The organism is Acinetobacter sp. IK23 (genome assembly GCF_035615275.1).
GTDB classification, from domain to species: Bacteria; Pseudomonadota; Gammaproteobacteria; order Pseudomonadales; family Moraxellaceae; genus Acinetobacter; species Acinetobacter seifertii.
Genome location: NZ_JANBNX010000011.1, coordinates 37,870 through 53,382, shown reverse-complemented (window position 1 = coordinate 53,382; position 15,513 = coordinate 37,870). Strand labels below are relative to the sequence as shown.

The 15,513-nt window shown below is 39.4% G+C and carries 13 protein-coding genes; 8 read left to right on the top strand and 5 right to left on the bottom strand.

The features are described from left to right. Positions 1–48: 48 nt before the first annotated feature. Both MSG95_RS10060 and MSG95_RS10055 read left to right on the top strand, forming a co-directional pair. Entirely contained in the window at positions 49–1,491 is a 1,443-nt protein-coding gene (locus tag MSG95_RS10060) for a protein adenylyltransferase SelO (protein WP_077165632.1), read from the top strand. Between the two features lie 64 nt (positions 1,492–1,555). After that, the gene (locus MSG95_RS10055) at positions 1,556–2,137 is read left to right on the top strand and encodes a L,D-transpeptidase family protein (RefSeq protein ID WP_151819252.1); all 582 of its coding nucleotides are present in this window, start codon (positions 1,556–1,558) and stop codon (positions 2,135–2,137) included. Between the two features lie 70 nt (positions 2,138–2,207). Here MSG95_RS10055 and MSG95_RS10050 read toward each other — a convergent pair whose 3' ends face one another. Together MSG95_RS10050 and baeS are read right to left on the bottom strand one after the other, a co-directional pair. After that, positions 2,208–2,894: a response regulator gene (locus MSG95_RS10050; RefSeq protein ID WP_019457495.1), complete on the bottom strand. Its 687-nt coding sequence runs from the start codon at positions 2,892–2,894 to the stop codon at positions 2,208–2,210. Positions 2,895–2,913: 19 nt separating this feature from the next. Then, the gene (gene baeS / locus MSG95_RS10045) at positions 2,914–4,575 is read right to left on the bottom strand and encodes a sensor histidine kinase efflux regulator BaeS (RefSeq protein WP_077165196.1); all 1,662 of its coding nucleotides are present in this window, start codon (positions 4,573–4,575) and stop codon (positions 2,914–2,916) included. 132 nt (positions 4,576–4,707) lie between these two features. Here baeS and MSG95_RS10040 point away from each other — a divergent pair, with 132 nt between their 5' ends. The 4 genes from MSG95_RS10040 to MSG95_RS10025 all read left to right on the top strand — a co-directional run bounded on the left by MSG95_RS10040 (position 4,708) and on the right by MSG95_RS10025 (position 9,731). Next, on the top strand, positions 4,708–5,085 hold the full coding sequence (locus MSG95_RS10040) for a hypothetical protein (protein ID WP_077165197.1): 378 nt from the start codon (positions 4,708–4,710) through the stop codon (positions 5,083–5,085). 292 nt (positions 5,086–5,377) lie between these two features. Then, on the top strand, positions 5,378–7,180 hold the full coding sequence (locus tag MSG95_RS10035; RefSeq protein ID WP_004705687.1) for an acyl-CoA dehydrogenase C-terminal domain-containing protein: 1,803 nt from the start codon (positions 5,378–5,380) through the stop codon (positions 7,178–7,180). A gap of 167 nt (positions 7,181–7,347) precedes the next feature. Next, positions 7,348–9,129 (top strand): acyl-CoA dehydrogenase C-terminal domain-containing protein, encoded by a 1,782-nt coding sequence (locus MSG95_RS10030; RefSeq protein ID WP_004705686.1) that lies wholly within the window; start codon positions 7,348–7,350, stop codon positions 9,127–9,129. A 119-nt stretch (positions 9,130–9,248) separates the two neighbouring features. Further along, on the top strand, positions 9,249–9,731 hold the full coding sequence (locus tag MSG95_RS10025) for a phosphate-starvation-inducible protein PsiE (RefSeq protein ID WP_004705685.1): 483 nt from the start codon (positions 9,249–9,251) through the stop codon (positions 9,729–9,731). 48 nt (positions 9,732–9,779) lie between these two features. Here the strand turns inward: MSG95_RS10025 and MSG95_RS10020 are convergent, their stop codons facing one another. Continuing rightward, a complete protein-coding gene (locus tag MSG95_RS10020) occupies positions 9,780–10,142 on the bottom strand; it encodes an RcnB family protein (RefSeq protein WP_324624781.1) in 363 nt (120 codons plus the stop codon). Positions 10,143–10,305: 163 nt separating this feature from the next. Between MSG95_RS10020 and MSG95_RS10015 the strand changes: the two genes are divergently transcribed. Next, entirely contained in the window at positions 10,306–10,752 is a 447-nt protein-coding gene (locus tag MSG95_RS10015; protein ID WP_077165199.1) for a hypothetical protein, read from the top strand. A gap of 273 nt (positions 10,753–11,025) precedes the next feature. Here the strand turns inward: MSG95_RS10015 and MSG95_RS10010 are convergent, their stop codons facing one another. Then, on the bottom strand, positions 11,026–12,489 hold the full coding sequence (locus tag MSG95_RS10010) for a phospholipase D family protein (RefSeq protein WP_077165200.1): 1,464 nt from the start codon (positions 12,487–12,489) through the stop codon (positions 11,026–11,028). A 73-nt stretch (positions 12,490–12,562) separates the two neighbouring features. Further along, complete coding sequence (znuD, locus tag MSG95_RS10005; RefSeq protein WP_077165224.1) at positions 12,563–14,563, bottom strand: zinc piracy TonB-dependent receptor ZnuD; 2,001 nt, start codon at positions 14,561–14,563, stop codon at positions 12,563–12,565. A 125-nt stretch (positions 14,564–14,688) separates the two neighbouring features. On the opposite strand from znuD, the gene MSG95_RS10000 reads away from it, so the two are divergent. Next, a complete protein-coding gene (locus MSG95_RS10000) occupies positions 14,689–15,453 on the top strand; it encodes a DUF4184 family protein (protein WP_077165201.1) in 765 nt (254 codons plus the stop codon). Positions 15,454–15,513: the final 60 nt, after the last annotated feature.

Here is a 15,513-nt window from a genome sequence, read left to right as displayed (position 1 = left end):
TTTTAACTATGGTATAGTGAAGTTCGCCTCAAATATTTAGTCCAGTCTATGCACTTTAATCCGCTTTATTCCTCACTCAATCCTAAGCTTTTTCATATACAGCAGCCCACTCCTCTTCGTGGAGCGAAAGCTGGACACTTCAATTTAGCTTTAGCCGAAGAACTACAATGGACGGATGAAGAAAAAGAGGCATGGGTAGAAATTTGCAGTGGTCAGCGGACTTTCTCAGACTTTCCACCTTTAGCAATGGTTTATGCAGGCCATCAATTTGGGCAATGGGCAGGTCAGCTAGGCGACGGACGTGGTTTACTCATTGGACAAATTCTGAATAAAAATGGCCAAACCATCGATTTACATTTAAAGGGTGCTGGCCCTACCCCCTATTCACGTATGGGAGATGGTCGAGCAGTTTTACGTTCAGTTGTTCGAGAGTATTTAGCAGGACATGCGTTAAACGCTTTAGGAGTTGCTTCTAGTCATGCAGTAGGTTTTACAAGTTCCGCTCAAGGTGTGCAACGCGAGACATTAGAGCCTGGTGCAATGCTGCTTAGAACCTCTGAATGTCATATTCGTCTAGGTCATTTTGAATGGATCAATCAATATGCGCCTGACTTACTCCCAGAATTCACTCAAAAATGTATTGAATGGCACTATCCAGAATGCCAAAAAGAAGAACAGCCTATTTTAGCTTTTGCTAAAGCTGTGATTAGAAATACAGCCATCATGATTGCCAAATGGCAGCTGGTCGGTTTTGCTCATGGCGTAATGAATACTGACAACTTAAATATTACAGGCTCTACACTCGATTTTGGTCCATATGGTTTTATGGAACGTTTCCGCCCGAACTGGATTAACAACCATTCCGATTATCAAGGGCGCTATACCTACCAAAACCAGCCAAGTATTGCACACTGGAACCTATGGACTTGGTTAAATAATCTAGTTCCACTTGCTGAACCTGAACAAAAAGAGCAATTCAAAGAAGAGTTAGCTACTTGCTTAGAAGGGTTTGAGCCTACCTTTATTGAGCAGTACACCACTGGATTGTGTCAAAAAATGGGCCTTCCTCATTTCCATAAAGATAGCCTTGATTGTAGTTTTGCTTTTTTAAGAATCTTACAAACAGAGCAGCTAGATTACACTCAAAGTTTTATTCGACTGCAAAATAAAGAGTATAAGGCTCTACGTGATGATTGCCTCGATATTCGACAGTTTGACGAGTTCCTTAGCCAATATGAAAATATCCGTGAACATCAAGATACAGATGAACTTGATGCAAACATGCAACAAGCAAATCCAGTTTATATTTTACGTAATCATATGGCACAGCGTGCTATTGAAGCAGCGGAGCGAGATGATTTTAGTGAGGTAGACCGTTTGTTTAAGCTACTCAATCATCCTTATATAAGGCAGCCAGATTTGGAAAAACCAGAAGATTTAGGCCCTTTACCAAGTGATGTGCCTGATGTAGCGGTGAGCTGTTCGTCTTAATATTAAAAAACTAAAACTCTCTTAAGTCACTTAAGAGAGTTTCTTAAACATCAAAGAATAATATATGAAAATTAGACCTATCATTATTTGTACACTTCTATTCATTCCACTTGGAATTGCTTTTTATAAGTATGAAAAATATTTACCTACTTTTGTCTCTTCTCATGAAGAACTCACAAGTAATGAGATATCTCACCTTATAAAGACAAAACCTATAACCTCAATTGAAGTGTTTAAAAATCAACGCATACTTCTACTTAAAAGTGATCAGGAAGTAATTCGTCGTTACCCTATTCGTTTAGGCTTCAACCCTGAAGGCCATAAAAACTTTGAAAATGACGGTAAAACACCTGAAGGTGTTTATTCTATAGATTGGCGCAACTCACAAAGCGCTTTCTATAAATCATTGCATATTTCCTATCCTAATACACAAGATGTTGCCTATGCTAAACAGCATAATCAGCCGGCAGGTGGTAATATCATGATCCATGGATCTGCCCCAAAGTCCTTTTTATGGATACCTTTTAGTTCAAGTTATATGCCACACAAAGATTGGACTTTAGGATGTATCGCAGTTAGAAATGTAGATATAGATGAAATTTGGCAATTAGTCCCTAATCATACCAAGATTATAATTTATCCATAATCTTTGAAAACTATCCACATTTTCTGTGGATAACATTGTGGTTATCCACAGAATAACTTTTCTGAACAGTTTACTCTTCTGGATACTCGAAGCGGTAACCAACGCCATAAACAGCTTGAATCCATTCATGACGGTTACCAGTTTCAGCTGCTTCACTAATTTTTCGGCGCAAGTTTTTGATATGGCTGTCAATAACTCGGTCAGCAACATCAAAGCTGTCTGGATTAATATGGTCTAATAATTGAGCACGTGAATAAACTTGTCCGACATGTTCTAAAAATAGCTCAAGTAGGCGAAATTCTGTCGGCGTTAAACTTAACGACTTTTGTTGATACCAAATTCTTTGCTGAGCTTTATCAATACGGAAGGAGTCATTTTGCTCTGGCTCGGCCTTACGCTCTAAACGACGTAAAACGGCCTGTACACGTGCAACTAACTCTTTTGGACTAAATGGCTTACAAACGTAATCATCAGCACCCATATTGAGACCTAAAACTCGATCAATTTCTTCAGTCCGTGCAGTCACCATAATAATCGGTAAATCTGACTGTTCACGTACTTTACGGCAAATCGTTAAACCATCCATTCTTGGAACCATTAAGTCCAGAATCATTAAATTAGGTTTCCGTTGCTGAAAGCTCGTGTAAGCATCTTGACCATCATGAAACATACTTACTTCAAAACCAGCAGCTTCAAGATAATCACGTACCAGATGCGCTAACTCTACTTCATCCTCAACCAACATTACATGCTTCATGGGCCATTTTTCCTTTTATTTAACTCTGCTTTTTAAAGGTAAGTACACAGCGTAAACCACCCAACGGAGAGTGTTCAAAACTTAGTGTACCACCAAGCGCTTGCGCAATTTTACAAGATAAAGCTAAGCCTAATCCTGTTCCACCTGTACTACGCGTACGCGAATCATCTACTCGATAAAAACGCTCACCTAAACGTAATAGTTGCTCATCACTTAAACCAAACGGGCTATCATCAACATACAAAGTCCACTCTTGAGCAGTTTGACTTGTATGAATATGAATTTTGCCACCTGTTTCTGTGTAACGAATACTATTACTAATTAAATTAACAATAATTTGTTTAAAGCGATCACGATCTAACAGTAAAGATACCCCTTCACCTTCAACCTTAATTTCCAGATTTGCTTGCTCAAGTTTAGGTCTAAAGTTTTCAACTTCTTGTAATACAACATCCCACGGATTCACTGAACCTAAGTAACATTTAAGTTGCTGAGCATCAGCCTGTGCTAGATCTGCTAGGTCTTGGGTAAGTTTCTTTAAGCTTGAAACTTGTCTCATCATGGCATCGAGATGTTCAGGAGTTGCCTTTCGAATACCATCTTGCATTGCTTCGATTTGCGCTTGCAATACAGCCAACGGTGTTTTCAACTCGTGAGACGTATCTGCAACCCATTGACGGCGTGATTCTTCATGTTGATGTAAAATCTCGGACAAATGGTTCAATTGAGTTGATAAATCACCAAGTTCATCATTTCGTTTAATCACTACTTGATGTTGGTAATTACCTTTTGTTAACTCCCTTGTTGCATTTAATAAACGTTGAATTGGCTTTTTAAAATAAGTCGCCATTAAAAGTGCTGCAACTAAACTCGATAGTAAAGTTAAAGCATAAATTAAAAGTAAATAACGCTTTTGATTACTAAAGAAATTAATACTTAAAGCATCTTCTTTATCTAGAACTGGTTTTAGACCTAAATAACCGACCACCTGATTGTTGACGATGATGGGACGGTAAGACATTTGATCTGAAGATGGAGGTTCACCAACTACAAATTGATGTTTGGCATCGTATAAAGATAAACGAGAACTTAAGCCTAGACGGTCTGGCAAAGCAATAAAGCGCTTTTTGCCATTTTGTGTCTCAATATCTTTAAGACTCCCTTTTTTTGAGTTACCTTTTTTATCATCACGCGGACGAAACTGGTTGGCGCTTAATGGAAATTTTAAGCCTTCAAATGGTTGATATTCTGAAGGTAAGTTCTTTTCAAGTGTGCGTAGCTCTTCATCACTAAAAATAGAATTTTTATTTGCTGTCGCTCCATCTGGAGAAACATTAATGAGCGTGTGTTCATCGAACGAATGCTGCTGAATCGCAATATCATATTGACGTCTTAACCACCACTGTGAGAGACGGTCATAATCGTCTGGCGCTGCCGTTCCTTCAATTTGTAAGATTTGCGCCTGAATTGCATTTCCCCAATCATGATAAACGCTATACACATTTCCAAGATTGGTCATGAGCCGATCTAGCTTTTGCATTTCAACATCGGCCACATATTTGGCAAAGTTCTTTTGCATCGTCCAGTGCAGAACACTCAAACTTGCGGTTGCAATTAACAATGTAGTCAGCAAGACTGTTAAAAATAGCCGCAATGCAATTGGAACACGTAGTACGTTCAAAAGTACTCTCTCATTTTTACCCTATATTTTTCATTGTAACTAACAACCAAAAGAAAAACTCTCCATTGTTTCTTCATCTTTATTATCTAATCTTTAAGGTATGTGGAAACAAACATTAAAAGGGCTTTAGATATGAAAATGACTGCTAAAATTGCATTATTCAGTGCAGCAATTGTAACTATGGGTAGTTTGGCTGCGTGTCAATCAATGAATCAACCTCCTAAACCAGAACATGGCATGATGCAAGATGGTCCACGAAATGGTCATCACCGTATGAAGCACCGTGAATTTACCCCTGAACAAAAAGCAGCGTGGGAGCAGCACCGCGCAGAGCGTCAAGCTCGTTTTGAACAAATTCAAAAAGCATGTGAAGGCAAAGCAAATGGTCAAGCTGTAAATGTTCAAGTTGGAGATAGAACACTTGAAGGTACGTGTAACTTACGTTTTGAACCAAAGCGCCCTCAACCACCAGTTAATGCCCCAGCTCCTGCACCAGTTCAAGCAAAATAACGCATAATCGAACAAAGCAAAAGGCGCCTCTAGGCGCCTTTTTTTATGTACATAACTACTTACGATTTTGACTATTTGTATCATCTAAACTTCACTAAAAGTGTTTACACTCAAAGCACTTACATAGTTCAAGTATTTTTTTCTTGACTTTGCAGTCACAAAGTAAAGGCCCTGAGGTGCTTGTACAGTTATGCAAGTTGTTGCACGATGTAATGGTTCAAGGTGCCTCTTATGGCACATTATCGTAGATTAGGATTATAACTCTGGTTTCACCAGTATTGAGGAACCCGATATGCCACAATACAAAGCGCCCTTACGTGATATGCAATTCGTTTTGCATGAATTATTAAATGCAGAAGAGCACTATGCAAAATTACCTGATTTCCAAGGTAACGTAAGCCGTGAATTGGTTGATCAATATTTAGAAGCTGCGGCAGACTTCTGTGAAAATGAACTTTCTCCTTTAAACCAAGTTGGCGACCGCGAAGGTTGTACTTGGAATGATGGTGTAGTCACTACTCCAACAGGATTTAAAGAAGCTTATCAAAAATATATTGAACTTGGCTTCCCGTCTTTATCAGCAGAAGAACAATACGGCGGTCAAGGCCTACCTAACTCTTTAGGTATCGCAATTTCAGAAATGGTTGGTAGCTCTAACTGGGCATGGGGTATGTACCCAGGCTTATCTCACGGAGCAGTACGTACATTAGAACATCATGGTTCTGATGAACAAAAAAATACGTACTTGCCTAACCTTGTTTCTGGTGTCTGGACAGGTACGATGTGCTTAACTGAATCTCATGCAGGTTCAGACTTAGGTATTATCCGTACTAAAGCAGAACCAAATGCAGATGGTAGCTATGCAATTTCTGGCGAGAAAATCTTTATCTCTGCTGGTGAACATGACATGGCTGACAACATCATCCATATTGTTCTTGCTCGCCTTCCAGGTGCACCAAAAGGTACTAAAGGTATTTCGTTATTCATCGTTCCTAAATTCCATGTAAATGCAGATGGAACTGTGGGCGAGCGTAACGCTGTGCGCTGTGGTTCTATCGAACACAAAATGGGTATCCATGGTAACGCGACTTGTGTCATCAACTTCGACCAAGCTAAAGGTTACTTGATTGGACCTGAAAACCGTGGCCTGAACTGTATGTTCACTTTCATGAACACAGCACGTATTGGTACTGCTGTTCAAGGTTTAGCAGCGTCTGAGTCATCTTTCCAAGGTGCTTTAACTTACGCGAAAGATCGTTTAGCAATGCGTTCACTTTCTGGTCCTAAAGCTCCAGAAAAAGAAGCAGATCCAATTATTGTTCACCCTGCTGTTCGCAACATGCTTTTAACTCAAAAAGCATTTGCTGAAGGCGGTCGTGCACTTGTTTACTTACTCGCTCAATATGCAGATATCGTTGAAAAAGGCGAAACTGAAGAAGAGCGTAAGTTTGCTGACAACATCTTGTCTTTATTGACTCCAATTGCAAAAGCTTTCTTAACTGAAACAGGTTCTGAGTCTGCTAAGCATGGTGTTCAAGTCTTCGGTGGTCATGGCTTTATTTCTGAGCATGGCATGGAGCAAATCGTACGTGATACACGTATTGCCTGCTTGTATGAAGGAACAACTGAAATTCAAGCACTAGACTTGTTAGGCCGTAAAGTTTTACAAACTCAAGGTGCAATGCTTCGTGATTTCACTAAGATTGTTCATAAGTTTGTAGAAGCAAATAAAGACAATGCTGCCATGAAAGAATTTGTTGAGCCACTTGCTGCGCTAAACAAAGAATGGGGCGATCTCACTATGCAAATCGGTATGCGTGCAATGCAAAATCCGGATGAAGTGGGTGCTGCTGCTGTAGATTACCTATACTTCGCTGGTTACGTGACTTTAGGTTATCTATGGGCTCGTATGGCGCTTGTAGCACAAGAGAAATTGGCAGAAGGTACAACTGACGTTGATTTCTACAACGCGAAAGTTACCACTGCTCGCTTCTACTTCAAGAAAATCTTGCCACGCGTACGTTCTCATGTAGACGTGATTGCTGGTGGTCTAGACCCATTGATGTCATTAGATGCTGAACATTTCGCTTTCTAACCATAGTTAGTTGCGATATGCAATGTTAAAAACTAAAAAAGGACTGCTCAGTTTTGACGGTCCTTTTTTTATAAAATCAGTGATAAATTTAGACTTTAAATTCAATATCCATTTCGTTTTACAGGATATCTAGCACAGGTCGATGTGCATAAAAAAGGTGAACGATTATGCCAATTTACAATGCTCCTTTAGCTGATATGAAATTCATCTTAAATGATGTATTTAAAGCAGAACAATTTTGGCAGTCTAATGAGAAACTCGCTCATGTAGATGCTGCAACTGCTGAAGCAATTTTAGAAGAAATGGCTAAATTTGCTCAGAACGTGACTCATCCATTAAACCGTACTGGTGATGAAGAAGGCGCTCGCTACGAAAACGGCGAAGTCTTTACTCCTGCTGGCTTTAAAGATGCATTTCGTCAATATGCAGAAGGTGGTTGGATTGGCTTAGGCGCAGATGAAGAATGGGGCGGTCAAGGCATGCCAAAAATGCTGACCGTTCTTGCCGATGAAATGTTATTTGCGACAAACCCATCTTTCATGCTCTACCCGCTTCTTTCAGTGGGTGCTGGCATGGCTTTAAGTAGCTATGCATCTCAAGAACAAAAAGAAACTTATTTACCTAAGATTTATTCAGGTGAATGGTCAGGTACCATGTGCTTGACTGAACCACATGCAGGTACTGACTTAGGTATTATCAAAACTAAAGCAGAACGTAACGAAGACGGTACTTATAACATTACTGGTACTAAAATCTTCATTACAGGCGGTGATAACGATTTAGCAGAAAATATCATTCACTTGGTACTTGCTAAAACTCCTGATGCACCTGCGGGTTCACGTGGTATCTCACTATTTATTGTACCGAAATACCTAGTAAATGAAGATGGCTCGTTAGGCGACCGTAACCATGTTGGCCCAGGTTCTATTGAACATAAAATGGGGATCAAAGCATCGGCTACTTGTGTAATGAACTTTGATGGCGCAAAAGGTTACCTCGTTGGTAAAGAAAACGAAGGCCTTGCTGCAATGTTCGTGATGATGAACTACGAACGTTTATCAATGGGTATTCAAGGCTTAGGCGCTTCTGAGTTTGCTTATCAAAATGCTGCTCAATATGCGACTGACCGTTTACAAGGTCGTAGTGCTGCGGGCGTTCAATCACCAAATAAACCTGCTGACAGCATTTTAGTACATGGTGATGTACGTCGTATGCTACTTAACGTACGTGCCAACAACGAAGCTTCTCGCGCATTTGCTGTTTATGTAGGCCAACAGCTCGATATCACTAAGTTCTCAACTGATGCAGAAGCGGTGAAAAAAGCCAATAATCGCGTTGCGCTTTTAACACCAATTGCAAAAGCTTACCTCACAGATACAGCATTCCAAGCAACTTTAGATGCTCAGATGGTATTTGGTGGTCACGGTTATATTCGTGAATGGGGTATGGAACAATGTATTCGTGATCTTCGTATTGCTCAAATCTACGAAGGTACTAACGGCGTTCAATCTCAAGATTTAATTGGTCGTAAAACTATTAAATGTGGCGGCGCATTCATTGCTGAATACATCACTGAGATTCGTGACTTTGCAAATGACCTAGACACAGATCTGAACTTCATTAAAGACGCAACATTAGATGCTGCAACTGAAATTGAAGCGATTACTCAGTTTATTATTGAGCAAGCTGCTGAAAACGTAGACTTCCCAAATGCTGCTGCTGTTGATTATTTACATGCAGTGGGCTTACTCAGCTTCGCTTATATGTTTGCAAAAATTTCTGCTGCAGCTAAAGATAAGTCTGGTGATTTCTACCAAAACAAACTTGCTTTAGCTCAATACTTTGTTGAACGTATCTTGCCAGATATTGATGCACGTATTGCTAAAATTAAAGCGGGTGCTGACTTAATTATGGGCTTTAGTGAAGACTACTTTACCAACCAAGCATAATTAAATTTTTCATAGAAAACGCCTGATTACTCAGGCGTTTTTTATTTTGTATTTACTATTTCTATTGGCATAAAATTTGTTTATTTTCTAGGCATACACATATCAAAAAAGATTTTACTATGCCTGATCCTAAAAAGTTTGAAAGAACGCTCGACCGATTTGGACACTATGCTGTTGAGGCTTTTCATTATTTGGCTTTATTCATTATCGGCTGTATGGTCGCATGGTCAGCGGCACATACTGTTTTTGAAATTTTAACTATCAAAAAATATGCATCAATTGATGATATTTTACTATTATTTATCTACCTAGAACTTGGCGCAATGGTTGGAATTTACTTTAAAACCAATCACATGCCTGTACGCTTTCTTATTTATGTTGCAATTACAGCCTTAACCCGCCTACTCATTTCCGATATTCAACATGACCATAAAGCGGATATCGATCAAGTCATTATTACTGGTTCAATTTTAATTTTAGCGATTTCCATTTTAGTCGTTCGTTTTGCTTCATGGAATTATCCATCTGTCATGAAAGAAAAGCATTCAAAGACCCCAGTCTCACTCAAAACTCCTCAGCCACAAGATGATGAATTAGCATAAAAAAAAGGCCTCGATACTGAGGCCTTTTTAATATTCTATATTTTACACTTAACGCACACGATAAACTTGATGATATGAATCAACTAATAAATATTGATTCGGCGTTTTCACCCAGTGATACCCACGTGGTGGCTCATATAAACGATGTGCGCGCCAGTCTGAAACAAAGTAACGGTGATCACGGTATTCTACAGGAATACGCTCCCCTCGCTTGACTACGACATATTCACCACCACGGTTTGCTTTGATCCAACCCGGTCCTCTATGTTCATCGCGGTGGTCATAACGCTGATCATAATGTCGATTATCGTTGCCGTGATAATTATCCCAGCGATTATTTGAATCCGCCATCGCAGTAGCAGATATACCCAACATTAAAGTTAAAAGTACAAGAACGATTGGCTTTTTCATGGTGCATCCCTTTTGTCTTGATATAGAGCTAGATTAAAAGAGAGTCAAGGAGAAACCATGAATAAAACAGGCTTGATTGATATTGTTTGTAATGACTATAAAGAAAATATGAAGAATCTGTATCTATGCTACCATTAGCATTTTCCAAGCTAGGTCAATTGCTGTGTCTGAAATCAGTTTTGAACGTCTTCATCAATTTTTCTGCAAAGTTCCAAGTGTACAAGAAGCCCGTATTATGGCTCATGGAGCAGATGGCGAACACGCTTGGTGGTTTAAGTTCAGTATTGATGTAGAACACCCACTTGCATGGCAAACCGTGCAAGAACTCGGCCATGTTTTAAATTATCTCTCGACAAATGAACGCCTACCAACATTATTCTTTCCTGTTTCACCACCACCTTATATGAATGGTGAAGCCAAAGATTTTTTATCGTGGATTATTCAGTGTAATCACCCTGAGTTTAATCCTGACGTGGTTTGTGATTGGCTTGAGGCGCGTTTACCAAATCCGGTAGATGATCAATCTCAATGGAAAATTAAGACTGATTTGAGTGAAATAGAAAAGTTAGATGATAAGGCTTTGGATCAATTGATTCCACCAGCGCCTTAAATCGGACTTATGGCACAGCCTTTACTTACAGTGATGTTCTAATATGTTTTGTATAGGCTAATGCCTCACTTTTGAAAGGTCAAAAGTGACAAAAAACCTTTGTTCCACTGATGTTGCTTCCCTGCAACACAGTGGAACGGCGACATCCATGTCGCCAATCACCTTGCCAATTCTGTACAAAATCACGGCAACGAATAAGTTCCAAGTATAGAACCAAACTAAGCAAGACTCCGTAGTGAACATATCACTTCAACGTTTATATAAAAAATAGAATTAGAAAGTCGATAACCCTGACCATTCCATAAAGCGATAAATCCAATATTTCACTTTAGACTCGTCGGCATACTTCGCGTAATCGACACTCATCTGTTTCCCTTGCAAGTTTGACCATGAAGTATTGAAGTAATCCTGAGCATCTTTAAAAACTTGATCTTGAGCTTTGCCTATAACCAACATATCCGTTTCAAGGTTGTAATTTTTTAAATTACGAGCAGTGAAATTGGCAGAGCCTACAATCAACTCAGCTTGCTGGTTGTTATATTTCACAATCATTTTGCTATGGTTCTGCTCACCATGCGTGTCACACCAACGGATTGGAATGCCCGCAGCATGTAACTCTGAAGCAACCTGACGGTTTGGTATACCATTCTTTTGTCTTCCAAATGCATCTTTATTTGGATCAAGTAAAACACGAACAATCACACCTCGTGCTTGTGCATTTTTTAGAGCTTGAATAATCTTGCGTTCAGATAAATAGAACATACTTAAATCAATATGCTCTTTGGGTTTAGCCGAGTTAATTAGTTTCAGTACAGATTCATAGATTGCACCTTCCGTTAACACTTGAACTTGAGGTTTGGTTATATCTTTTTCAAAGTCACCTAAAATCAGTGAAGGTGAACTACTTCCAGACATTTGTGCAACAGCAGCCTCTGTCTGGAGAACATCAGAAGCCGTGGCTCCCGTTACCACCAACGCAACATTAGAGTGTCTAGAACTACCATCGTGTGGATTTGCTGACGTAACCAATGATTTCCAGCCAGCATCGGTATCAACAACTAATGTTTTACGGTGATTGGCTTTAAAATTAAATAAGTTGAGATAACTTCGTAGCGTAATTTTTTCATTACCAAATGGGTTAGGTAACCAGCCCTTTTCAGGGTTATTTCCAACACTCTGACAACAGATATACCAAAACCCTGACCAAAGTGGATTAGATGCACGTAAAGGGATCAGATTCGTTTCGATAACATCAACCCCAGCTTGACGTAACTGACGATAATGCTCAGGGCTTAAACCACCATAAACCGAGTTAATCGGGTCAGTAATTAGTACAATTTGAATTTGACGGTTTTGTCTTTTCTTACTCACTAATGCATCGGTTAACTCTTGCATCAATGGTCTTTGCTTTATTTTTGAATCCCCCACCTCTGAATTGAATAAGAACATATCGACCACAATAGTAGTCTTTGCCTCATCAATCATTTTCAAGATTTCATCGAAAATATGCTGATCAAGCTTCTGTTGACCATTGGCATCCAGATAGGTTTTATCTGCTAAAAATTTGACATCGGCATGTCTAAGCTTGCCACTAAAGTTAATGCCCTGTGGTAATGGTTTTACTGTGTGGTAAATTGCCGATGCAACATATGCAATAGCAACAACGCAAAGTAATACCGCCATATAACGACGCCCTGACCAATTTATTTTTTGATGAATTCGCTGAAAAATACGCATAAAAAAGACCTAACTTGATCATTTCAAATTAGGTCTTTTAGCTTGATTTTTCAAGTTTAGTTTCGTGTTAGCCTTAGAAACTAAAGTTTACGCCTACAGTAAAATTACGTCCGACTTGCGGAACATTTGCGAGGAAAGACTCATGCTGATAAATTTTACTATCTAACAAGTTATTGGCATTCAAGAACACTCGATAATCGCCAATATTGCTATATTTACCATTATATCCAACGCCCAAGTTCAGCATGTTATAGCTCTGCCCTTTTGTTTCATAATTAGCAATATCATCTTGTTTAAATACATGATAATACTCGGCAGAACCATCCCAACCATCACCAAAATCTGCTTTGACTTTAGTACCTAAACGTCCACCAGGAATACGCGGTGCATTTTCATTATCAATTTTGCCACGGACATAGTCACCAAATAATCCTAAATTATATACAGGCGAAATTTGATAGCTTAGGTCAGCATCGACACCATAAAATTTTGCTGCATCTTGACTATATTCAATGAGGCGGAATCCTTGGAACTCATCTAAGGTATTGGCATAAATAAAATTATCAAAACGGTTGTGGAAAACGCTTACATTGTATTTCAAAAGGTCATTATCAAAGTGCAAACCCAACTCGACATTATTTGAGCGTTCTTTCTTCAGGTCATCATTACCCAACTCATAGGTATTGGTCGCCATATGTACACCATCTGAATACAACTCTTGGGCAAATGGTAAACGCTCTTGATGTGACGTTGTGAAGGACAATTTGTATTGTGGAACAAATTCCCAGCTTGCAGTACCAGCAACCGAATATCCAGTACCCGTGTAATTCTTTTGATCTGACTCAATGTCGATAGTTTGGTGGTCAACACGTGAAGAAACTGCAAGATTGACGTTATTGATTTGTTTTTGTTGCAAACCAAATACACTGTAACGTTGGGTTTTACTTGGGTCCATAATCGACTCATCACCAACAATATTTAGTTTTTGTTGGGTATATTGCGCGCCAATCTGCCCTGTCCAACCTGCCCAAGCATTATTTTCTAACGTAACTCGGCTGTCTACACCTTTGCTTTTAAAAGTTGTTCCTACCTCACTACCATGCATTTCTTCATGCTGATAATCTGTATAGCTTGCTTGCGCTGCAACTTTAGCAAAACCTGCAAATGGATCTTTTAACTCACCTTTTAAGTCATAACGCTTTTCTTTGAGATTAATCCATGAAGCATCATGTTCGTGGTCATGCCCATGATCGGTTGGATCATCTGAACCGCACACAAGATGCAAGCCATCACGCTCACATGAACCAAAAAGCTCATTCTCAGCAGGAATGCCATATTGATCATGACGTTGACTAAATGATGCACCGATAAATCCACGGTCTCCAATCCAAGACAGTCCAGCATTATAATTTTTAGAATCGGCAAAAGTGCTATCTTGACGGCGCTCGTCTGTTTGCAAATCTTTAGGCAAGATATAGTCATTCGCATCGCGCTTTAAACCACCAACACGTAGCGCAACATGGTCGCCTAAACCGACTGTTGTTTGTCCCGAATAAAGCAACTCGTCACTACCCGAGTTATAGCGAACACCGGCTTTACCTTGGTAACCCTTATCTGGCATAGCTGTTGGAATTTTTTCATCAACAACATTTACCAGTCCCCCAACTGAACCTGCACCATATAATAATGCTTCAGTGCCATTTAATATCTGGATGTCTTGAGCAGAGTTTGGATCAACAGTAACAGCATGGTCTGGCGATACAGATGAAACATCCATTACATCGCCACCATTTTGTACAATTTTGACGCGTGTACCATCTTGACCACGAATGACTGGACGGCTCACCCCACCTGTATATTGAGCCGCATAAACTCCGGCCTGACCATTTAAGGCATTACCAATACTTGTTGCCCCTTCCGCCAAAGACGTGTTGTTAACTGGTTCTGCCTTAACCTTAATTGTTGCCAATTCGGCAGGTTTCTCACCCTTAGTATTTGTATCATCCGCTGCCATCACTTGCTGAATGGAAAATGATAATAATGAAAGAACAAAAAGCTGTGTTTTGAGCTGCATAATGAATGACCCGTATTTTTTTGTTATATTATAACATTCCAAACGTTTTGCAATAAAAAACATTAACCCAAGGTATGTTTCGTTAGACTCGTTGTTTTTGATGATGTGAGAAGCGTCCGTTTCCAATGCCTTTTACAATCTCTCATGCTGTTATTGCACCACCAATTGCCAAATTAAGCAGAAATAATCTACCTATTGCCGCCTTAGCGATTGGCAGTATGACACCTGATCTTTATCGCCTATTTACAGTTCAATCAGGTATGCTGACGCATCAATGGAAAGGTTTACTCTATCCAAACCTTGCATTAGGTTTATTGTTCTGCACAATTTGGTATGTTTTATATAGGCCTGCGGTTTACCGTTTTTTTGGCATTCAACATGATTTGAAATTAGACTCTATTAAACGTTTTATATACTTTTTTATTGGAGTTGTATTCTCGCTCATTATCGGTATTGCCACTCATCTCATTTGGGATGGTCTTACCCACTCTGACTTTAGAACGTTTATCTTCCAAGATTTTTTATCCCAAACGGTTCACTTCTTTGGCCGCCCGTATCCTTTGCATCGCCTTCTTCAGCTCGGTTCTTCTGCACTGGCACTACCTTTTTTAGGCTGGATGAGTATTCATTACTATCACAAATATAAACAGCACTGGAAAATAAGCCGTAAAATTAAAATTTTTGCTTGGTTCCTGTTTACTTTATCTACACTTTTAGGCTTATTTTCTCTTTGGGATTATGCCCATTACATTCCTCATGAAGTCTGGCACACCGACACCTATTATTTCACAGGTCGATCTATCAATGAGTTCATGCAAGGTTGGTTAAGTACTTTTAGTTTAGGATGCTTATTATTCTTGTTTTTAGATAGACAACAAAGAATGGGATGAATAGGTAAACTTGCTGCCAAATTGCTCATTTTTAGCTAAATTATAGCTGTTTTTTGATCT

What these genes read in the sequence shown, in the direction of transcription:
- MSG95_RS10060 (WP_077165632.1), top strand. Translation starts at nt 49, where the DNA reads ATGCACTTTAATCCGCTTTATTCCTCACTCAATCCTAAGCTTTTTCAT.
- MSG95_RS10055 (WP_151819252.1), top strand. Translation starts at nt 1,556, where the DNA reads ATGAAAATTAGACCTATCATTATTTGTACACTTCTATTCATTCCACTT.
- MSG95_RS10050 (WP_019457495.1), bottom strand. Translation starts at nt 2,894, where the DNA reads ATGAAGCATGTAATGTTGGTTGAGGATGAAGTAGAGTTAGCGCATCTG.
- MSG95_RS10040 (WP_077165197.1), top strand. Translation starts at nt 4,708, where the DNA reads ATGAAAATGACTGCTAAAATTGCATTATTCAGTGCAGCAATTGTAACT.
- MSG95_RS10035 (WP_004705687.1), top strand. Translation starts at nt 5,378, where the DNA reads ATGCCACAATACAAAGCGCCCTTACGTGATATGCAATTCGTTTTGCAT.
- MSG95_RS10030 (WP_004705686.1), top strand. Translation starts at nt 7,348, where the DNA reads ATGCCAATTTACAATGCTCCTTTAGCTGATATGAAATTCATCTTAAAT.
- MSG95_RS10025 (WP_004705685.1), top strand. Translation starts at nt 9,249, where the DNA reads ATGCCTGATCCTAAAAAGTTTGAAAGAACGCTCGACCGATTTGGACAC.
- MSG95_RS10020 (WP_324624781.1), bottom strand. Translation starts at nt 10,142, where the DNA reads ATGAAAAAGCCAATCGTTCTTGTACTTTTAACTTTAATGTTGGGTATA.
- MSG95_RS10010 (WP_077165200.1), bottom strand. Translation starts at nt 12,489, where the DNA reads ATGCGTATTTTTCAGCGAATTCATCAAAAAATAAATTGGTCAGGGCGT.
- znuD (WP_077165224.1), bottom strand. Translation starts at nt 14,563, where the DNA reads ATGCAGCTCAAAACACAGCTTTTTGTTCTTTCATTATTATCATTTTCC.
- MSG95_RS10000 (WP_077165201.1), top strand. Translation starts at nt 14,689, where the DNA reads ATGCCTTTTACAATCTCTCATGCTGTTATTGCACCACCAATTGCCAAA.